The sequence below is a fragment of the Paracidovorax sp. genome, assembly GCF_057642795.1.
In genome coordinates this window covers 526,120-541,855 of the sequence record NZ_JBXYZY010000001.1, presented here as the reverse complement: position 1 = coordinate 541,855, position 15,736 = coordinate 526,120, and the positions used below count along the sequence as shown (strand labels likewise).

10 protein-coding genes and 1 pseudogene are annotated in these 15,736 nt (G+C 67.2%); 5 read left to right on the top strand and 6 right to left on the bottom strand.

Annotated elements, in window-relative coordinates; genetic code table 11:
* The first annotated feature begins 8 nt into the window (after nucleotides 1-8).
* Both treY and glgA read left to right on the top strand, forming a co-directional pair.
* A complete protein-coding gene (gene treY / locus AC3A84_RS02495; protein WP_487968142.1) occupies nucleotides 9-5,003 on the top strand; it encodes a malto-oligosyltrehalose synthase in 4,995 nt (1,664 codons plus the stop codon).
* Complete coding sequence (gene glgA / locus AC3A84_RS02490; protein ID WP_487968141.1) at nucleotides 5,000-6,469, top strand: glycogen synthase GlgA; 1,470 nt, start codon at nucleotides 5,000-5,002, stop codon at nucleotides 6,467-6,469. The genes treY and glgA overlap by 4 nt, the downstream gene beginning before the upstream one ends.
* Before the next feature lie 106 nt (nucleotides 6,470-6,575).
* Here glgA and AC3A84_RS02485 read toward each other — a convergent pair whose 3' ends face one another.
* Nucleotides 6,576-7,643, bottom strand: coding sequence for a 2,3-butanediol dehydrogenase (locus tag AC3A84_RS02485; RefSeq protein ID WP_487968140.1), 1,068 nt, complete (start codon nucleotides 7,641-7,643; stop codon nucleotides 6,576-6,578).
* Between the two features lie 87 nt (nucleotides 7,644-7,730).
* On the bottom strand, nucleotides 7,731-9,533 hold the full coding sequence (locus tag AC3A84_RS02480) for an NAD(P)/FAD-dependent oxidoreductase (protein ID WP_487968139.1): 1,803 nt from the start codon (nucleotides 9,531-9,533) through the stop codon (nucleotides 7,731-7,733).
* 319 nt (nucleotides 9,534-9,852) lie between these two features.
* On the opposite strand from AC3A84_RS02480, the gene AC3A84_RS02475 reads away from it, so the two are divergent.
* Nucleotides 9,853-11,808: a sigma-54-dependent Fis family transcriptional regulator gene (locus AC3A84_RS02475; RefSeq protein ID WP_487968138.1), complete on the top strand. Its 1,956-nt coding sequence runs from the start codon at nucleotides 9,853-9,855 to the stop codon at nucleotides 11,806-11,808.
* 69 nt (nucleotides 11,809-11,877) lie between these two features.
* Here AC3A84_RS02475 and AC3A84_RS02470 read toward each other — a convergent pair.
* From AC3A84_RS02470 to AC3A84_RS02460, 3 genes and pseudogenes are all read right to left on the bottom strand, one after another.
* Nucleotides 11,878-12,486: pseudogene (locus AC3A84_RS02470) on the bottom strand (LuxR C-terminal-related transcriptional regulator); the annotation flags it as partial.
* A gap of 180 nt (nucleotides 12,487-12,666) precedes the next feature.
* Complete coding sequence (locus AC3A84_RS02465; RefSeq protein ID WP_487968137.1) at nucleotides 12,667-13,167, bottom strand: histidine kinase; 501 nt, start codon at nucleotides 13,165-13,167, stop codon at nucleotides 12,667-12,669.
* Between the two features lie 128 nt (nucleotides 13,168-13,295).
* On the bottom strand, nucleotides 13,296-13,568 hold the full coding sequence (locus tag AC3A84_RS02460) for a hypothetical protein (RefSeq protein ID WP_487968136.1): 273 nt from the start codon (nucleotides 13,566-13,568) through the stop codon (nucleotides 13,296-13,298).
* On the opposite strand from AC3A84_RS02460, the gene AC3A84_RS02455 reads away from it, so the two are divergent.
* Nucleotides 13,567-13,689, top strand: a complete 123-nt coding sequence (locus AC3A84_RS02455) for a hypothetical protein (RefSeq protein WP_487968135.1) — start codon at nucleotides 13,567-13,569, stop codon at nucleotides 13,687-13,689. The genes AC3A84_RS02460 and AC3A84_RS02455 overlap by 2 nt on opposite strands.
* Nucleotides 13,690-13,758: 69 nt before the next feature.
* Here the strand turns inward: AC3A84_RS02455 and AC3A84_RS02450 are convergent, their stop codons facing one another.
* Nucleotides 13,759-14,658 (bottom strand): LysR substrate-binding domain-containing protein, encoded by a 900-nt coding sequence (locus AC3A84_RS02450; RefSeq protein WP_487968134.1) that lies wholly within the window; start codon nucleotides 14,656-14,658, stop codon nucleotides 13,759-13,761.
* A 102-nt stretch (nucleotides 14,659-14,760) separates the two neighbouring features.
* On the opposite strand from AC3A84_RS02450, the gene AC3A84_RS02445 reads away from it, so the two are divergent.
* Nucleotides 14,761-15,735: a Bug family tripartite tricarboxylate transporter substrate binding protein gene (locus AC3A84_RS02445; RefSeq protein WP_487968133.1), complete on the top strand. Its 975-nt coding sequence runs from the start codon at nucleotides 14,761-14,763 to the stop codon at nucleotides 15,733-15,735.
* The last annotated feature ends 1 nt before the right edge of the window (nucleotide 15,736 follow it).

Below are 15,736 nucleotides of genomic sequence, written 5' to 3'. Positions count from 1 at the left end.
CCGCCCCCATGCACCTCTCCACCGCCGATCTGGCCCAACGCGCGGCGCAAGCCGGCATCGCCACCGAATACGCCGACTTCTGGGGCCACCACGTTCAGGTCGATGACAGCGTGCTCGACCAGGCTCTGACGGCCATGGGCGAGCACACCCAGCCGCGCCACCCTGAACCCGTCGTGGTCGATCAAGGCAGCGCCGCCGCGGTGGGCTTGCCAGCCGACTGCGCCTGGTCCCTGCATGCGGACGAGGACAACACCACCCATCCCATCGTCCAAGGCCACGGCCGCGAGGCGCAGCTGCCGGCAGACCTGCCGGCCGGCTACTACCGCCTGCACGCCGGTGGCGAGCCGCACCGGCTCGTGATCGTGGCGCCTGCGCAGTGCTGGATGGCGCAGGCGCTGCGCTCGGGCGAGCGTTGGTGGGGCGTCACCGCGCAGATGTATTCACTGCGCTCGGCCACCAGCTGGGGCATCGGCGACTTCACCGACCTCGCGACGCTCGCCGGCATCGCCGCCGCGCAGGGCGCGGCCTTCATCGGCCTGAGTCCGCTGCACGCGCTGAGGCCCGATGCGCCACACCTGGCCAGCCCTTACAGCCCCAGCAGTCGGCTGGCGCTCAATCTGCTTCACATCGACGTGACGGCAGTCCCCGAGCTGGCGCAGTGCCGGCCCGCGCAGGACCTGATCCAGAGTACCGGCTTCCAGCAGCGGCTTGCCGAAGCGCAGGCCAGCGACACAGTTCGCTATGAAGATGTGGCGGCCTTGAAAGAGGCCGCGCTGGCGCTGCTCTGGGCACACTTCGCAGCGCAGGAATTGCGCCAGGGCACGGAGCGCGGCCGCGCATTCGAGGCTTTCGCGCGCCGGCACGCCAGCACCCTCGGCCTGCATGCCCTCTATGAAGCAATCCAAATGCACCTGCGCGCGCAGGACGACAGCATCTGGGGTTGGCCCGCATGGCCGGAGGCCCTCAAAGACCCGGCCGGCGCGGGCGCCCACGCGTTCCAGGCCCAGCATGCAGACGCCGTCGCGCATCGCATGTGGCTGCAGTGGATCGCTCACGAACAGCTGGGGCTGGCATCGGGCCGCGCGCGCGCGCTGATGCCCATGGGCCTCTACTGCGACCTGGCGGTGGGCTCCAGCGACGGCGGCTCGGAGACCTGGATGAACCCTGGCCTCTATGCGCGCGGCATGAACGTGGGCGCCCCGCCCGATCCACTGAGCCTGCAAGGCCAGGACTGGGGCCTGCCCCCAGTCAACCCCGTCGCGCTGCTGGATGCGGAGCTGCTGCCGCTGCGCCGGCTGATCGCCACGGCCATGCGTCACTGCGGCGCGCTGCGCCTGGATCACGTGATGGGCCTCATGCGCCTCTACTGGCAGGGTGCGCACGGCGGAACCTACGTCCACTACCCCCTGCGGGCACAGCTCGCCGTCCTGCGAGTGGAAAGCCACCGGTTGCGGTGCATGGTCATCGGCGAAGATTTGGGCAACGTGGCGCCCGCCATGCGCGAGGCGATGGCGCAGCACGACGTGCTCTCTTATCGCCCGCTGATCTTCGAACGTCTGGAAGGCGGTGCCTTCCGTCCGCCGGAGCAATGGCACCGCCAGGCTCTGGCCGTGGTCACCACGCACGACCTGCCCACATTGGCGGGCTTCTGGTGCGCCGACGACATCGCCATCCAGCATCGCTTGGGCTGGCTGAGCCAAGGCGATGCCCATGTGCAGGCCCTGGTCGCGCGTGCGCAAGGCCGCACGCAGTTGCTCGCCGCACTGGATTCCGCCGGGCTTTTGCCCAAAGGGTTGACGCTCGACCCGCAGTCGGCGCCCACCATGACGCCCGCACTGGCCGCCGCCGTGCACGCGATGCTGGCCACTACGCCCTGCCAGCTGGTGGGCGTGCAGCTCGAAGACCTGACGGGGCAGCTGCACCAGCCCAACGTTCCCGGAACGATGGAAGACGTGCACCCCAACTGGCGCCGCCGCATGGGCACGCCGCTCGAACAGCTTGCGGCCGATCCTTTTTTTGTGGCCATCACGACGGCCGTGCGTACCCAGCGGGCGCGCCCCGCCCTAGCTGGCCCGCCGGAACTGCCGCCCCTGGACACAGCGGACGTTCCACTCGCCACCTACCGGGTGCAGATGCACGCGGGCTTCACGTTCCAGGACGCCACCGCGATCGTCCCCTACCTGGAGGCCCTGGGCATCAGCCACCTCTACACCTCGCCCTACCTGCAAGCCGCGAGCGGCAGCACGCACGGCTACGACGTGGTGGATCCATCCCGCCTGAATGCAGAAATCGGCACCGAGGCCGATCACACCGCCCTGTGCGCCGCCCTTTCCGAACGCGGCATGGGCCACGTGCTGGATACGGTGCCCAACCACATGGGCATCGACGACGCCGCAAACCGCTGGTGGCAAGACGTGCTGGAACACGGTCAGGCATCGCCCCATGCCACCCGGTTCGACATCGAATGGAACCCGCCCACGCCCCAGACAGGCCACAGGGTGCTGCTGCCCGTACTGGGCGACCACTATGGCCGGGTGCTGGAAGCGGGCGAGCTGCAGGTACGTTTTGATGAAGCCGGCGGAAAGCTGCATCTGGCTTACTGGGAGCGCAGCATTCCGCTGGACCCGCGCTGCTACGGCGTCGTGCTCGGGCAGATTCCGCCACCTGTGCCGGGACCGGAGATATCGGCCATTGCCGCGCAAGAGCTGAAATCGTTGATCGACGCCTTTGCCGCGTTGCCACGGCAGGACACGTCCGACCCCGGCCAGCGGGCGGCCCGGCTGCGCGATACGCCACTGCTGCAGCAACGGCTGGCGCGCCTGGCCGTGGGCCACGGTTGGGTGACGGGCTGGATCGGCAACTGCCTCGGGCGCATCAACGGCAAGGTGGGCGAGCCTGCGAGCTTCGACCTGCTCGACCGCGTACTAGGCGCGCAGGCCTACCGGCTGGCAGACTGGCGCGTGGCAGGCGACGACATCAACTACCGGCGCTTCTTTGACGTGAATTCCCTCGCTGCCATTCGCATGGAAGATCCGGAAGTGTTCGAGGCTGTGCATGCGCTGCCACTGCGCTGGGCGGCCGAAGGCAAGCTCACCGGCCTGCGCATCGACCACCCCGACGGCCTGGCCGACCCGGCCGAGTACTTCGAGCGGCTGCAGCGCCGCCACCTGGCGCTGCAGCAGGCCGCAGGCGTCGCCCAGCCGCGCGCTCTCTACGTGCTGGTGGAAAAGATCATGGCCGACCACGAGCCGCTGCCCGCCGACTGGCGCGTGCATGGCGGCACGGGCTATCGCTTCAGCACCCTGGTCACGGGCCTCTTCATCGCGGCCGAAGCGCAGGCGGACTTCGACGCGCACTACGCGGAATTTACCGGCGACACGCAGGCCTTCGACGAGGCGGGCTACGAATGCAAGCGGCTCATCATCCAGAGCGCGCTGGCCTGCGACCTGAACTGGCTGGTCGATACGCTCAGCCGCATCACGCGCGCCGACCGGTCGGTGTGCGATTTCACGCGCAACCAGCTGCGGCTCGCGCTGGTGGAGGTGGCCGCGTTCTTCCCCGTCTATCGCACCTACATCGTGCCCGGCAAGGGCCCGGCCAGCGAGGCGGACCGCCGCCACATCGCCTGGGCGATCGCCGCCGCACGCCGGCGCATCGGCACTTCCGAAGGCGGGGTGCTGGCCTATCTGCATTCCATCCTGCTGGGCGAAGACGGCGCCGCGCCCGAGCTGCGCGCCAAGTTCATCCGCCGCTGGCAGCAGTTCACCGCGCCGGTGATGGCCAAATCCATCGAAGACACACTGTTCTACCGCTACACCCGGCTGGTGTCGCTCAATGACGTCGGCGCGGAGCCGCGCCGCTTCGGCCTCTCGGTGGCTGCGTTCCACCAGGCCAACCAGCAACGCGCACGCTACCTGCCGCACAGCATGCTGGGCACATCCACCCACGACAGCAAGCGCTCGGAAGATGTGCGCGCCCGGCTCAACGTCCTTTCGGAGATACCCCATGCGTGGAAGGCACTGGTCCACGATCTGGAAGCCCTGGGCCAGCGCTTCGGCACCACGATAGACGGCATCGATGCGCCTAGCAGGCACGACCTCTGGAGCCTGTGCCAGGCCATGGTGGGCATCTGGCCAGCGCAGCGCAGCACGCCCGAGCAGCGCGCGACGCTGGTAGAGCGGCTGCAGCAATACATGGTCAAGGCCATGCGCGAGGCCAAGCTCGCCACCAACTGGCTCTTTCCCAACGAAGCCTATGAAGGCGCGGTGACGCAATACATCGAGAAGACGCTGTCCTCGGAGCGCTTCGTCAGCACATTGGAGGACTTCGTGCAGCGAGTGGCGCCGCAAGGATTCCGCAACAGCCTCTGCCAGCTAGCCCTGAAGCTCACCGTTCCGGGCGTGCCTGACATCTACCAAGGCTGCGAGGTGTGGAATTTCTCGCTGGTGGACCCAGACAACCGCCGCCCGGTGGAATTCGGGCCGCTGGCGAAGTCCCTGTCCGCCGTACGCTCGATGTATGCGGAGGGCCGGTTCCCCACACCGGCCGAATGGCGGCAGGTGCTCGGCGAAGGCACCCAGATGCCCGATGCCGCCAAGCAGCTCGTCACCTGGCGCCTGCTGCAGCTGCGCCGGCAATGGCCAGCGCTCTTCCGTGATTCGACCTACCTGCCTCTGTCCATCATCGGGGGCGAGGAGGCCGCGGGCGCACGCGCCCTGGCCTTCGCCCGCATCCGCGAGGGGGACGCCTTCGTGGTCGTCAGCTCGCGATTGATGCTGCGGCAGCACGACCCCGAAGGCGCGAGTCTTATGGCGCGCGCCACGCTGGACATCGCCCAGGCGCATCCAACACTTGCCCGTGCGGGCCTGTGGCGCGACTGGTTCACCGGCGAAACCTTCAACACCGACCAACCCTGGACCCTCTCGTCTCTGTTGGGAAGTCGCAATGACGGCACGGCCAGACTGCCTTTTGCGGTTCTGATTCCGGTACAAACCGACGCATGAAAATTCTGTTCGTCACCCCCGAGTGCGCTCCCTTCGTCAAGACCGGCGGACTGGGCGACGTCGCCGCCGCCCTTCCCCGCGCACTGCGCGCACGGGGCCTCGACGTCATCACGCTGATGCCGGCCTACGGCGGCATGCCCATCGACGGAGCGGTCCAGCGCGTCATCCAGGTGCCGCAAACGGCGCGCTGGCCGGACGCGCAGTTGCTGCAGGTCGAACACGCGGACGGCGGCCGCTTTCTCCTGCTCTCCTGCCCATGGGCCTTCGCCAACGTGCGCTCGCCGTATGGCCCCACGGGCGCAGACGCCGCACCGCATGCGGCGCTGCCATTCGGGCTGCTCTCGCATGTGGCCGCGAGTTTGGCCACAGACCAGAGCCCTCTCAGCTGGCAGGCAGACATCGTGCATGCCAACGACTGGCCCTGCGGGCTCGCGCCGCTGTATCTGCATCACGCGCGGCGGTCTGGCCACGCCCCCACCGCGCGCAGCGTGATGACCATCCACAACCTGGCCTTCCAGGGCGTCTTCCCCATGTCCGCCGCCGACTTGTTAGACGTGCCCGAGGCCTATCGGGGCATGGACGGCGCAGAATTCTGGGGCCAGCTCTCCATGCTCAAGGCCGGCCTGCAGCTGGCTGACGCACTGACCACCGTCAGCCCCACCTATGCCCGCGAGATCCAGCATCCCGCACTGGGCTTCGGGCTCGATGGCGTGCTGCGCAGCCGCGCAGCGCATCTGCACGGCCTGCTCAACGGCATCGACACCTCGGTATGGAACCCGAGCAGTGACCCTCTGATCGCTGCCCGCTACAGCGCCGATGAGATCGCCTCCAAGGCCCGTAACCGCTCGGCCCTGCGCCAGCGCGCAGGCCTTGCGGAAAGCGGCCAGCCACTGCTGGGCTTGGTGGGGCGGCTGACGCAGCAAAAGGGGGTGGATCTGGTGGTTGCAGGCGCGCCGCAGGTGCTGGCCCAGGGCGCCCAACTGGTCGTGCTGGGCAAGGGTGATCCAGCACTGGAGGCGTCTCTGCTGGAACTGGCACAGGCCTACCCACAGCAAGTCAATGTGACCCTGGGCTTTGACGAATCGCTAGCGCACCAGATCGAAGCCGGGGCGGACTGCTTCCTGATGCCCTCCCGCTTTGAGCCCTGCGGCCTAAATCAGATGTACAGCCAGACTTACGGCACTCCACCCGTCGTCACCGCCACGGGAGGCCTGGCGGATACCGTCACGGATGTCACTGCATCGCCAACCACCGGCACTGGCTTCGTCATGCCCCAGGCAACGCAGGCTGCCTTCGATGCCACACTGGGCGCGGTGCTGGAGCTGTGGCGCAACCCGCAGGCGTGGCAGGCACTTCAGCGACGCGGCATGCAGCAGGACTTCGGCTGGGGTCATGCCGCACAACAGTACGTCGCCCTCTATGAAGCGCTGAACCGCTCCGGCAGTCGTGGAGACCCGTTGGTTTAACAAGGCCCCTCGAGAGCGCAAGAGAGTCACTGCCTCACAGCGCCCCTTGCCAGAGGGCGGTGGCGCTCACGCAGCGCCCCCATCGGCAGCCAAACGTCGTTTCAGACTATTTGAGCCGCGGCTGCACGATGATCTTCACCGCAGATTCGTTGTTGTGGATCAACGTGTCGAATCCCTGCGCCACCAAGTCCTCCAGTTGGATGCGCTGGGTGATGAAGGGCTCCAGGTTGATCTTGCCCTCCTCGACCAGCTTGATCGTTTCCTGATGGTCGTTGCAGTACGCGATGGTGCCGCGCACGTCCAGCTCCTTCATGACCACGCTGTGCACGTTGACGGTGGCCGGGTGGCTCCAGATGGAGACGATCACCACCACGCCGGTGGATTTCGTGGCGGCCACCAGGGTGTCGAGCACCTTGTTGACGCTGGAGCACTCGAAGGCCACATCCACGCCCTTGTCGCCGGTGAGTTTCATCACCTCGGCTGTCACATCCACTTCAGACGGGTCCAGGATGTGATCGGCCACGCCGGATTCGCGCGCCTTCTGCTTGCGCTTGGCGCTCAGCTCGGTGACGATGACTGTGAGGCCTTTGGCCTTCAGGATGGCTGACAGCAGCAGGCCGATCGGCCCCGCGCCGCCGACCAGCGCCACATCGCCGGCCTTGGCGCCGCTGCGGGTGTAGGCATGGTGGCCCACGGACAGCGGCTCGATCAGCGCGGCCTGGTCCAGCGGAATGGCATCGGAGATCGGATGCACCCAGCGGCGCTTGACGGCGATACGTTCGGAGAGTCCGCCCCCACGGCCGCCCAACCCGATGAAATTCATGTTTTTGGACAGGTGGTAGTTGTCACCCGGCCCAGTGGGCACATCGTCGGCCACGATGTAGGGTTCCACCACGACGTGCTGGCCGACCTGCAGGTCGTCAACGCCTTCGCCCAGCGCATAGACCACGCCGGAAAATTCATGCCCCATCGTGATGGGCGCTGACTCGCCCGAGATGGGATGCGGGTGCCCGCAGGGCGGAATGAAGATCGGCCCTTCCATGAACTCATGAAGATCGGTGCCGCAGATGCCGCACCAGGCCACTTCGATGCCCACCGTACCGGGCTCCACCACGGGTTCGGGTATGTCTTCGATGCGGATATCTCCGCGGTTGTGGAAACGTGCTGCTTTCATGATTCGACTTTCTGGTTGGTAAGGCTGGGTCGGTACGACGGCACACTGCCGCCCATCTTGAGCCGCTAGGCGTCATCGGCCTTTGCGCTAGCGCAAGTGATGCACGGGCTGCAGACCATAGACCTGCACGGGCAGCCCTTCCTGGCGCGCCTTGAGCTGCAGCGCCAGGTAGAGCGAGTAATGGCGCGACTGGTGCAGGTTGCCGCCGTGGAACCACAGCGCCTCTTGCTGCGTGGGCTTCCACATGTTGCGCTGCTCGCCCTCCCAAGGCCCCGGGTCCTTGGTCGTGTCCGAGCCCAGGCCCCAGACCTTGCCGACCTTGTCCGCCACTTCCTGACTGATCAGGTCGGCCACCCAGCCGTTCATGGAGCCGTAGCCGGTCGCATAGACCACCAGGTCCGCCGGCAACTCGGTGCCATCGTCAAGCACCACCGCGTTTTCCGACAGATGGCTGATCTCCTTGCCCGCCTGCAACTTGATGCTGCCGTCGATCACCAGATCGCAGGCCCCCACGTCGATGTAGTAGCCCGATGCACGGCGCAGGTACTTCATGAAGAGGCCCGAGCCGTCGTCACCGAAGTCCAGCATGAAGCCCGTCGCCTCCAGCTTGCGGTAGAACTCAGCGTCGCGCTCGCGGATGCGGTCGTACACCGGCACCTGGAAGTCGGCCATGATGCGGTAGGGCAGCGAGGCGAAGATCAGGTCGGCCTTCTTGGTCGTCACGCCGCTGGCCACGGCTCGCTCCGAATACAGATCGCCCAGGCCGATGTCCATCAGCGAATCGGATCGCACGATATGGGTGGACGAGCGCTGCACCATGGTCACGTCCGCGCCGTGCTCCCAGAGCGCCGCGCAGATGTCGTGCGCGGAATTGTTGGCGCCGATCACCACCACCTTCTTGCCGGCATAGGTGTCCGGGCCGTGGTGCTGGGACGAGTGCTGCTGCTCGCCCTGGAAAACTTCTTGGCCCTTGATCTTGGGGACGTTGGCCTTCCCCGACATGCCCGTGGCGAACACCACGTGCTTGGGGCGCAGCACCAGCGTCTCGCCATCGCGCTCCACGGTGACTTCCCACTCCTGCTGGTCCTCGTCAAAACGGGCGTTCAGGCAGTTGGTGGAAGGCCAGTAGTTCACCTCCATCACCCTGGTGTACATCTCCAGCCAGTCGCCGATCTTGTCCTTGGGGGCGAACACGGGCCAGTTGTCCGGAAACGGCATGTACGGCAGATGGTCATACCAGACCGGATCGTGCAAGCACAGCGACTTGTAGCGGTTGCGCCACTGATCGCCAGGCCGCGCCTGGCGGTCGATGACGATGTGAGATACGCCCAGCTGGCGCAGCCGCGCACCCAGCGCGATACCCCCCTGCCCTCCGCCAATGACCAGCACGAACGGCTGCTTCTCACGGCCCAGTTCCTCGGCCTCCTGCTGACGGCGCTCCGCCCAGGTCTTGCGCCCGCGCCGAATGCCGTGCTCGGCCCCCATCGGGCGGCGCGTGCCCATGGGCTCCTCGTGCCCCTTCAGCTCCTGGGCGGCTGTCAGCAGCGTCCAGATGCGCCCGTCCCTGATGCGGACATGGCCGCCGCCGCGCGCATGCCGCGTATCAATCACGATCCAGGCAGACAGCACGCCATCCGCCTCCTCCACGGCCTCGCGCTCGTCCAGCGAGAAGCGCACGGGCGCCGCGGCGTCCAGCTGCGCCGCCAGCATGCTGGCGATCTGTGCCTGCCCTTCCATGGTCTTGATGTTCCAGGTGAACAGCACCAGGTCGCGCCAATAGGATTCGTCTGCGAACAGGCGGCTGGCGGCCGCGAAGTCACGGTCGGCCAGGGCATGGTTGAGTGAGTCGAGCAGCGCCTGTGCGCGAGCGGCGGCCGTCGTGTCGGTCATGTGTGTCTCCTTGATGGTTGTCATGCCCGCTGGTTTTTCTTCCGGGCATTGGCTCTGAGGCAATCGCCATACCATGCTGCTCGACCGCAAGCGTTGCCATGCCCATCAAGGACTTACCTGCGAGACGTGCGTACAAACCCCGTGCCTTGCGTGTAGCTGGCCACGGTGGCTGCACGCGACAGGCGATGCACCGTGCGACACCTGTCGCATGACACTTGCTGCAGCGCAGCAGAGGCAGTGGGTAAACCTCGATGGGCGCTGCGCGGCACGGGGCACACAATTCCTGGCGGCACGTTCAAAGCCTCATCGGCTCCAGACCATGACCCTGCAGTCCTACGCCTCCCACATCCAGGAAATCGAAGCCTTTGGCCAGGGCTACCCGATCCACGGGCAAGAGCGCGACCGCGCGGTGCTGCGCAGCTGGCGCCGCTGCATCGACCATCACCGGCTAGATCCCGCACATACCAGCGAAGCGCACATCGTTCCCGATGGCGAGTTGCGCGTACACCGGGAAGAGTCCGAGCCGCTGATTCACATCGCCCGGCATGCGCTGGAGCGGCTCTATCAGCAGCTCAAAGGCCTGGACTACGTGTTGCTGCTGGCCGACCGGCATGGCGTGGCCGTGGACTTCCTGGGACAGGAGGCTGACGCGGGCGACCTGCGCCGCGCCGGCCTGTATCTGGGCGCGCAGTGGCGTGAGGAGCACTCGGGCACATCGGCCGTGGGGTCCTGCCTGGAAACGGGCGAAGCGCTGACCGTACACCAGAGCGACCATTTCGACTTCACCCATACCGGGCTGTCCTGCACCGCAGCACCCATCTACGACATGCGCGGCGAGCTCGCAGCGGTGCTGGATCTATCGCTGCTGCGCTCTCCCGCCGCGCGGGCCAGCCAGAACCTGGCGCTCAACCTCGTCATGGCCGCGGCCCGGCGTGTGGAGCACGCCAACCTCATGGCGCAGTCCGGCCAGGACTGGGTGGTGCGACTGGCGCAGTCACCCGATTTCCTTGATGTCGATCCCGACGCCTCCATCAGCGTCGATGCCCGGGGCCGCATCCGCGGCATGACCCACGCGGGCGCGCGCCTGCTGGCTGCCGCAGCGCAGCTGGACTGGCGCCAGCGCCAGAAGCTCATTGGCCAGCCGCTCCAGCGCTTCTTCGACGTGGACCTGCGCCATCTGCCCGAGCTGCGCCGCAATCGCCCGGCGCAGGAGCGCATCATCCGCGCCCGAGACGGCAGCATCCTATTCGCCCATGCCATGGAGCCGCAGCGCCTGACGCGTGGCCAGCGCGCACAGGCACCGCAGCTCCGGCAACAGCCTCCCCTGCCCGCAGCGTTGCAGGCGCTGGATACGGGCGACGCCACGCTGCACCAGTTGCTGCACAAGGCGGCCCGTCTCGCGCCGCAAGCGTTGCCCATCCTGGTGCAAGGAGAAACTGGCGCAGGCAAGGAATACCTGGCCCGCGCACTCCATGCCGCAAGCGGCCGCTGCGGCGCCTTCATCGCCATCAACTGCGCCGCCATTCCCGAAGCCCTTCTGGAGAGTGAGCTGTTCGGCTACCTGCCCGGCACCTGGACCGGCGGCACAGCCAAAGGCCGCGAAGGCCTGATCGCCGCGGCCCATGAAGGCACGCTGTTTCTCGACGAGATCGGCGACATGCCGCTGGCGCTGCAGGCCAAGCTGCTACGGGTGCTGTCCGAATCCGAAGTCACCCCCCTGGGCGCCCGCGCGCCACGGTCGGTGGACGTGCGCTTCATCTCCGCCTCGCACCGGCCACTGGCAGAGCTGGCGCGGCGCGGCAACTTCCGAGAAGACCTGCTCTACCGCCTCAACGCCGCTGAACTGCACCTGCCCGCGCTGCGCCAGCGCAGTGACCTGCAGACCATCGCCGACCAGATGCTGGCCGCCCTAGGCGGCCATCTGCACCTCGGGGAGGCAGCCCGCGCCGCGCTGGCCGCGCACGCCTGGCCTGGCAACCTGCGCGAGCTGCACAACGCGCTGCGCTACGCCGCCGCACTGTGCGGCCACGACGGCGACGGAAACATCGAGCCCGAACATCTGCCCGATGCGCTGAACAGCACCGCACCTGGCACAACCGTCCGAGCCGACGACACCAGCGCGCCCGCTGCGCAGGCCCTGGAGCACCTGCTGGCGCAATGCCAGGGCAACGTCTCCGAGGCCGCGCGCCAACTCGGCGTCAGCCGCTCAACCATCCACCGTCGCATCCAGCAGCTGCAGCTAGGCGTGCGGCATGCCCAATGGCGCGAGTCGTAGGATGAATCATCCGCAGGACCGCCGCGGCTTGGGTGCAGGCTGCGGGTTCCTCGGGAAACGGGGTGCATCTCAGTCCGGCGTGTTCGCCTCGGCATTGCCTGCACAGCCATGTTCAGCCAGAAGCACTGCGGCCTGCACGCGGGAGCTGAGCCCCAGCTTGCGCAAGATGTGCTGGACGTGGATCCTGACGGTGGTCTCGGCAATGGACAGGGCGCGGCCGATTTCCTTGTTGCTAGCCCCTGCCGCGATCGTTTCAAGGATCTCCCGTTCGCGTGGCGACAGCCTGCCGAGCCCGGCGTGGGGGACTTCCTCTGCCACCGGAGCCCCTGCGGCCCCGCTCGCGGCAGCGGCCCGGAAGGCGTTGACCAGCTTGTCGGTCATCTCCGGGCTGATCGTCGAGACGCCTCGGTGGGCCCGCTCGATCACCGTCACCAGCACGTCGCTGTCCACCGTCTTGAGCAGATAGCCGTGCGCGCCGCGCCGCAGCCAGGGTGCGGCCTCCTCGCTGACGGTCAGGATCGGCACGCGCGCGGCGGGAGCCGCCTCACGCAGGCCCTGCAGCACGTTCACGCCGGTAACGCCAGGCAGGTGGTGGTCCAGCAGGATCACGTCGGGCTGCAGGATGGCAGCACGGCGCAGCGCCTCGCCGCCGTCGGTCGCTTCGCCGACCACCTCCAGATGCGGCTGGTACCTGCGCCGGGTACGCTGTGGATGTCCAGCTGCGCGCCGATGCCGGCCGGCCGCCCGCCCGCCCGCGCATGATGCGCAGGCCCACATGGGTCTCGTCCGGAGTCCAGGCACCGGCATCCAGACCGGTACCGTCGTCGCACACCTCGATGATCCATTGCGGCGACGGCCTCACGTCGATCCATTCCTGGCTTGCACAGGCATGCTTGCGGGCCTTGGACAGCGCCTCCTGCAGCGCATGCAGCACATGGATCTGTACATCCGCCGGCAGGGCCAGGCCCTCGCCATCCGCCTCCATGTGCGCGGGCAGCCCCTCTGGTGTTGAAACTTGGCCAGCGTGGTGTGCAGCGCGGGCAGGATGTCCTCGTCATCGCCGCGGGTGCGGAAGTGCAGCAGCAACTCGCGCACATCGGCCAGACTCTCCCGGATGCCCGTATCGAGCTCAGCCAGGGTGTGCCGCAAGCGCTCGGTCTCGCCTGCGGGCATGCCGGCCACCTCATCGCACAGCAAGCCGCTCTGGATCTTGAGGAAAGCCAGACCCTGGGCGATGGAATCATGCAGCTCGCGGGCGATCAGGCTCCGCTCTTCCGAGACGGCCGCCTCGCGGCGCAGCGCATCGACGCGCGAGACCTCCATGGCGCAGGCCAGATGACTGGCCAGCGTTTCGAGCAACGAGCGGTCAGCGTCGGCCAGCGGAGCTGGCTTCCGGTAAAAAAGTCGATATCGCCCAGCAGGCGGTCCTTGAGCCGCAGGGGCACGCTCAGCAAGCTGGTGAAGCCGGCCTGCGCGCACAGGCCCGGCTACGACCTCACGGATGAAGCGGGTACGGCCTGCAGCTCTTCCGGAGTGAATATGCGGACGGCAGCGCTCGCTGGAGGCCGGCCGCACAGGCAACTGCAGGTGGGCATGCAGTGTTCCGCCTCGGCCAGCTCCGCAGGCAGCTGGCCGGCCGCCAGCAGCACGTAACGCTGGTTCCGCTCATCCGACCAGCGCAGCGCCGCTGCATCGGCATGGGCGGCGCGCCGGATCTGACCAACTAAGCCCTGCGCCAGCGCCTCGTACAGCACGGCCATGTACTGGCGCCGCCGCGGAATGCTCAACGGCCGGCTCTCGCACCGACTGCATCGCAGCGTCTTCATCCACGTGCTGGCGATCGTCGTGCTCGCCAAGGCCATGTGCCATCTGGGCTGGTGAACGCGCGGCCAGCAGGTCCACCGCTGCCCAAGGTGAAGCCTCCTCGCCGGGCCCGGGGCAAGCCCGCAATCAGATCTGCGCCTGCCCCTGCAACAGCCGCTGCCGCAAAGCCTCCGCCATGGGCCCGAGAACATGGTCGCGGCGCTGCAGCAAGCCCAACGTGCGCCACACTGCAGGGTCGGTCAACGGCACGCTGCAAACCTCAGGGTGGCTGGGCCGCAGCGCTAGCTGAGGGATCGCCGCGAGCCCCAGCCCGGCCTCCACCAGCGACAGTGCACCTGCCAGGTGGTTGCACTCGTGCCACGCCACTGGCTTTTCGGACAGTTCAGCCACAGCCTGGTCCAGCAGCAGGCGGTTTCCGCTCTGATGGGAAACCGATACGAGGCGCTGCCCAGCGAGCTCGGGCCAGCCGATTTCCTTGCGAGCAGCCCAGGGATGGCTTCTCGGCATCGCCAGCACATAGCGCTCGCGCATCAGCGCGTCGAACCGCAAGACCGGCTCCTGGCTGCCCGTGAAGCCCAGGCCGAAGTCCACGTCGCCCCGCAGCACTGCATCGAGCACCTGTTGTGCGCTGTCTTCCATCAGATGTACCTGCACCTCCGGCTCGCTGGCCGCGAAGTCCCGCAGCACAGCCGGCAAGAGATTCGCCGCCACCGACGGAATGGAGGCGAGGGCGATCCGCCCCCGCCGGCGCTGGAGCTGATCGCCCACACGCTGGATGGCGTCATCGAGGCCCGTCAGAGCAGCCTGGGCCTCCCGCAGGAAATCGTGCCCCACGGAAGTCAGTGCGACGTGGCGCGTGGTGCGTGCCAGCAATTGGGCGCCCACTGCGGCTTCCAGACGCTCAACCCGACGGCTGAGCGCCGAAGGAGAAACGAACAACGCATCCGCTGCGAGTCGAAAGCTCTGCTTTTCAGCTGTGACCACGAATGCCATCAGCTCCCCCATATCGAATTTAATGCGCCGCATGCAACAGTACCTCCATAAATTGCAATTCACAGAATATTACGGACTGCCTAGCATGGCCAGCTTTCGCCGAGCCAACAGGCTGAAACCACAAAAGGAGACAACATGCAAAGACGCACACTCACCCTGACCGCCGCACTCGCGGCCGGCCTTTCCCTCATCGCCGCAGCCGCGAACGCCGAGGACTTCCCTCCCAAAAAGACGGTGACCATGGTGGTGGGCTTCGCGGCGGGCGGCTCTGCCGACATCGCCGCGCGCGTGATCGCCAAGAAGCTCGGAGAGAACATCGGCCAGACCGTGGTGGTGGACAACAAGCCGGGCGCCGGCGGCAACCTGGCCCATGCCCAGGTCGCCAAGGGCCCCACCGACGGCTCGATGATTCTTTTCGGCTCGATCGGACCGCTCAGCATCTCGCCCCACTTCATGAAGGTCGGCTACGACCCGCTCAAGGATCTGGCGCCCATCACGATGGGAGTGACCTTTCCCAACGTACTGGTGGTGCCGGCCAGCACCGGCATCAAGACGCTGGGCGAATACGTGGCCCGCGCCAAGCGCGAGCCAGGCAAGCTCGACTTCGCCTCCACGGGCCCAGGCTCTGCCGCCCATCTGGCAGGTGAGTTGCTCAACGACATCGCGAAGATCAACACCGTCCATGTGCCCTACAAAGGCGGTGCACCAGCACTGCAGGACGTGCTTGGCGAGCGCGTCGCCTCGTTCTACGCCGCGCCGCCCACCGCACTGCCGCACCTGCAGTCGGGCAAGCTCGTGGCCTTGGCCACGACCGGACTGACCCGCCCTGCCTACCTGCCCAACGTGCCGACGGTCGCAGAGACCTACCCCGGCTTCAATGCCACCAACTGGTACGCCTTCATGGCGCCCGGCAAAACGCCCAAGGCGCTGCTCGACCGCTGGAACATTGAGCTCGTCAAGGTGCTGAATTCGCCGGACGTGCGCGACAACCTGCTCAAACACGGCCAGACGGCCGCACCGGGAAGCCGCGAAGAACTGGGCAAGTTCATCGCTGCTGAAAACGACAAGTGGTCCCGCATCATCCGCGAGCGCAACATCACAGCGGACTGAC

Coding starts and splice junctions, on each gene's coding strand:
- treY (WP_487968142.1), top strand. CDS start 9: ATGCACCTCTCCACCGCCGATCTGGCCCAACGCGCGGCGCAAGCCGGC.
- glgA (WP_487968141.1), top strand. CDS start 5,000: ATGAAAATTCTGTTCGTCACCCCCGAGTGCGCTCCCTTCGTCAAGACC.
- AC3A84_RS02485 (WP_487968140.1), bottom strand. CDS start 7,643: ATGAAAGCAGCACGTTTCCACAACCGCGGAGATATCCGCATCGAAGAC.
- AC3A84_RS02480 (WP_487968139.1), bottom strand. CDS start 9,533: ATGACCGACACGACGGCCGCCGCTCGCGCACAGGCGCTGCTCGACTCA.
- AC3A84_RS02475 (WP_487968138.1), top strand. CDS start 9,853: ATGACCCTGCAGTCCTACGCCTCCCACATCCAGGAAATCGAAGCCTTT.
- AC3A84_RS02455 (WP_487968135.1), top strand. CDS start 13,567: ATGTACTGGCGCCGCCGCGGAATGCTCAACGGCCGGCTCTCGCACCGA.
- AC3A84_RS02460 (WP_487968136.1), bottom strand. CDS start 13,568: ATGGCCGTGCTGTACGAGGCGCTGGCGCAGGGCTTAGTTGGTCAGATC.
- AC3A84_RS02450 (WP_487968134.1), bottom strand. CDS start 14,658: ATGCGGCGCATTAAATTCGATATGGGGGAGCTGATGGCATTCGTGGTC.
- AC3A84_RS02445 (WP_487968133.1), top strand. CDS start 14,761: ATGCAAAGACGCACACTCACCCTGACCGCCGCACTCGCGGCCGGCCTT.